Source organism: Myxococcus guangdongensis, from assembly GCF_024198255.1.
Taxonomy (GTDB): domain Bacteria; phylum Myxococcota; class Myxococcia; order Myxococcales; family Myxococcaceae; genus Myxococcus; species Myxococcus guangdongensis.
In genome coordinates this window covers 633,750-638,001 of the sequence record NZ_JAJVKW010000004.1, presented here as the reverse complement: position 1 = coordinate 638,001, position 4,252 = coordinate 633,750, and the positions used below count along the sequence as shown (strand labels likewise).

General features: G+C 59.4%; 1 pseudogene. It reads right to left on the bottom strand.

Annotation, left to right across the window (positions count from 1 at the left end):
- Positions 1-45: 45 nt before the first annotated feature.
- Positions 46-1,731 (bottom strand): annotated as a pseudogene (locus tag LXT21_RS45650) (Ig-like domain-containing protein); the annotation flags it as partial.
- Between the last annotated feature and the right edge of the window lie 2,521 nt (positions 1,732-4,252).

The following is a 4,252-nucleotide window of genomic DNA, read 5'->3' as shown; positions in this document are numbered from 1 at the left end:
CGCAGTGATCTCCAGGTTGAGCGAGGAAGACGCGCCCTGGGGAACGACAGGAGCGACATAGAGGACACGGTACGGTGGAACAGAAGACTGCCCGACAGCTTGGCCATTCACCTTCCATGTCACTTGAGGAGGCGCTCCGCTGTCGTCGGTCGCCGCGGCGGTGAGCACAATGGGCGTGCCGCCCATGAACGAGGCGTTCGCGACGGGGGTCAGAACGGATACAGACGGTGGGCCGTCCGCCTTGACGACCGCCTCGAAGCCCACGCGGCGTTCGAGGCCTGCGTGGTCGACGGCCTGAAGCTCAACGCGATAACGGCGGCCTGTACTTCCGGGAGGCGGCGTCCACGAGAGATTGAAATCCTGGCTCCCTGGGGTGACTCCCCCCTGCCCTCCCTGGTCCAGTCGAGAGACATCGACCGCGTTCCCATTGACGAGCAACGCCACCTTGACGCCAAAGGAAAGCGCGTCGTCACTGACACGCCCCTCGACGGAGAGCGGAACGCCCTCCGTTACTTCGACGCTATCCCCCAAGGGGCTGCGGCGGGTAATGAGTGGAGGCGCATTACCGACGATGCGGACCATGAGCGCCGCGCCAGGCGCCGTGGCACCATGGCGATCCACGGCTACAGCCTGGATGACAGCGCTCGAGCCTTGTGAGCCCGGTGGTGGGATGTAATTGACCTCCCAAATCGGAACCGTGGCGAGTTGTTGCGGTTTCGAATTGGGGATGGGGCGTAGTTCGACACGCGGGACCTGCGCAACACCTGCGGGAGCACCATCCACGGTGAAGCGTACTGCCTGAAAGTCGAGCGGCGACAAGGCACCGGAGGTCCAGTCACCGCTGGTCACCCGGATCGTATGAGGGAGGCCCTCGATGAGGCTCGCTCCAGCAGCGGGATGCTCATAGACGACCTTCAGCGCACTGGGTCCAGCGGGCGGGAGGACCTTGGTGTCGAGGGTGGCCTGGATGGAGGACTTGCCACTCGAGTCGACCGCGATGGCGGCCAGGCGCAGCGTGGAGCCCGCGGCAGGGGGGGCCTGGATGCTCAGGGTATAGGGGGCGGAATCATCCTCGGCCGTCGGGACGCCGTTGACGAGGAAGACGACGTGCTTGATGGCCACGTCATCGGACGCGGTGGCGCGAACTTCGAAACTGGAGCCAGCGGTGATTGACGCAGGACCGGAGAGATGAACCTGGGGAACGCCATTGAGCGCTTCAACCCGAACCTCCTCGCGCCAAACGACGTTCTCGGCGGTTGTATGAGTTGCCGTGATGGTAACAGTGCCCACGCCACGAGAAGTGAGCTTGCCGTCAACGGAGCTAGAAACAGTGGTCGGATCACTCGAACTCCAGACCGTGTTCAAGGCTGAAGGAGACAGATCGACGACTCGACCGGAGACAGGATCATCCAGGAGTCCTTCGAGTTTGAGTTGGAGGGTGGCGCCGACACGGTCCAGCGTCACCGTGCTCGGTGAGATGTGCGTCGCGACGATACGCGAGGAGTCGGTGACAAAGACAGGCACCTCTGCCACATGCTCGGCATAGGAAACCTTGATGGTTGCATCACCCTGCCCCAACGCAATGACTTCACCGGACTGCGTCACAGCGACAACGGTCGGGTTGCTCGAGGAATAGAGGACACCCTGACGCCCACCCGACAGATCAACCTCTCCCGAGATAGCGAAGCTCCCGAAGACCTTCAGGTGCTCGCGGCTCCCGACTTGACTCATCAAGAGCGAGCCAGGTTGCGCATGAATGAAGATGAGTGGATCGAACGAGTTGGCATTGATGAACTCGACGACAGATGTGTGGACAATGCGGCCAAATGGATCGTGCAAAGCCACATCGGCAATGACGACTCCATCCGGAGGAACCGCGCCATCGACTGTGGGAACATAAAACTGGATGCGGCCAGGAGTGCTACTACGAGGCCGTCCCACGAGACGACGAGTAGAGACAAATGCCTGAGATTCCACTGCGCTCAAATCGCCCAACGATGTGCGGAGGGCCAGAGAAGAAACCCCCAGTACGGACAACTCCACAGATGCGATCTGACCTGTATGGGAGAGCTCGAGAACGATACCTCTCCAAGTTGGGTCCGCACGAATTGCGATAGGGGTTACACCGAATCCAGGAGGACTGGCTTTCGCATCATAAGCGACGGTGAATGGAGCACCATAAACAGAGTCAGGTCCAACAGGAACCGCCGTGACCGCCAGGACACCATCCGCTGGAAAAGGAGCATTCAGCGGAACAAGGACGTGGAACGGAAGCGCGCTGGCAAGGTCACGATCGACGCGAAGGCGCGATAGCGAGACAAAGGACCCCTGCGACGGGGAATCGCCCTCCACTGAAACGAGAATCTGCGACACTTGATTCTCGATATCGAAGGCGAACTCGACGCTATTCGCGCCAGAGCGCAGCGAAGCCAGAGGGTAAGTCCCTGTCACGACTGGAACAGCCGCACTAGCGGCCGCAGTGTAGCCCAAGCTCACAGCCAACAGCATCGCTCGAACGCTCATCGAAACCAGACGATTCACATCCCCTCCCGCCCAACACAGCCTTAGCCACTCTTCACACATCCAAAGCCCGCTCAGCATCGGCCATACTTGTTCCGACTGCGACCGGGCACGCTCGGCCGACCACTCAAAGACCGGCAAGTGAGGTGTTCGCACCGACATCCTCGCCAAGCAACTATCGCCTGAAGTCCACAGGAAAAACAACCGCCTGACGATCCAACAAAAGCGCCTCGCGTCCAAGCGCAGACCTCACCGCCCTTATCCCGGAAACACAGCCATCCCCGTCAAGAAACATATTCAAGCCGCTCCCCTACCGCATCCATCCGCCAACACACTGTCGCCCCACTCAGCCTCACATTGCCCCTCCCACCCTCCATCCTCTGCAACTCCGCAAGCACACGCAAAAACCAGACAACTCCCAGAGGCATTCGCACTCGCATCCATCTCCTCCAAGAAACGGGCGCATCACGAAACACATCAACTCGCTCGAGATCCTCCCCATCGATCGACACCTTCACAAAAGAAACACCCATGAAGCCGAACCCATCCTCAACAACCAACTCACCAGCACCCAGCCGAACAACACTCGACACCAACTGACTCGCAAACAAACTCTCGCCCACACCCTACCTCTCGAACTTGTTTCTCAGCCACTTCGGCATGCCGCACGGAATGCGCACTGGCAACTCAGGCCGTTCACCTTCACTTGCCCGAACCAACACCCAACAAACATCAACAAACTCATACGCAGCACGCAACCTACCACTGCACCTCAACAACACATGCCGCCCTCCATCCCTAGACAGCCGGATCACTAATCTCTCCGGAAAGCCATCCACAAGAGTCTCCGCCCCCCACACCCCTGGTGACTCCTCCGCTATTTCCAAAAGGACGATATCTCGAGACCGCTCCAGTGGCTCGTCAGAAGACTCATTCACAGACGGCCAATCTGGCCACCGGCCTTCAACGTCGACGCGGTATGGGACCATTAGGCGCTCGCCTTTTCGCACTTTACGAATAAGCCAAACCACCTCCTTGCACTCACGGGTAGCCTCTAGCTGACCTGGCTCAACATTAATCGAGGCGTCATCCCCCTCTGGAGGATGGAATTCCAGCACGATACGCCCCAGACTCTCATCCAACATCAAGTCCGCAATCCATCGACCATCGCCCTCACGTCGGACATCGACAATTACGACTTCCATTCGCATCACCTCGGAGCAGTAAAGACACCAAGTCCAGCAAGTCTCTCAGTAAGCGTCTTTACACCAGCCCCTCGGGCAGCAAATCCCATCCCATCCAGATTCGCCGAAGAACGGGAGCCTCACGACTAAGAACATCGCGAAGCGCGCCTGCCGTGAATCCCGCCTGTTTATCATACACATTGAAATCCCGCTGCAACAGTGATGAACCTACAATGAGCGAAGTGGATTCTGGGGTCTGCGTCAGCCTAGCTTCGGTCACCTGAACGCCGTGATGCTCAGCAGCCATCTCGCCGCATGGTGCACCACAAGAGTGCGATCCAGCCTGCGGAACATGCCGGCGCGAAAGCCTACTGGACGAGTCGAACACAGAACCTTTCCATCTGCCAGCAGCATTGAGCCGAGCCTCACACATACCGTGGTCCTCGCCATCAAAGCAGTCCGAGCGCCCCTCCGGGTCCGTGAACTCCAAAGGACTCCCCCGAGCGTAGAGCCACGGATTCAACTCTGTTGGCGTGGTCAAGTAGCCC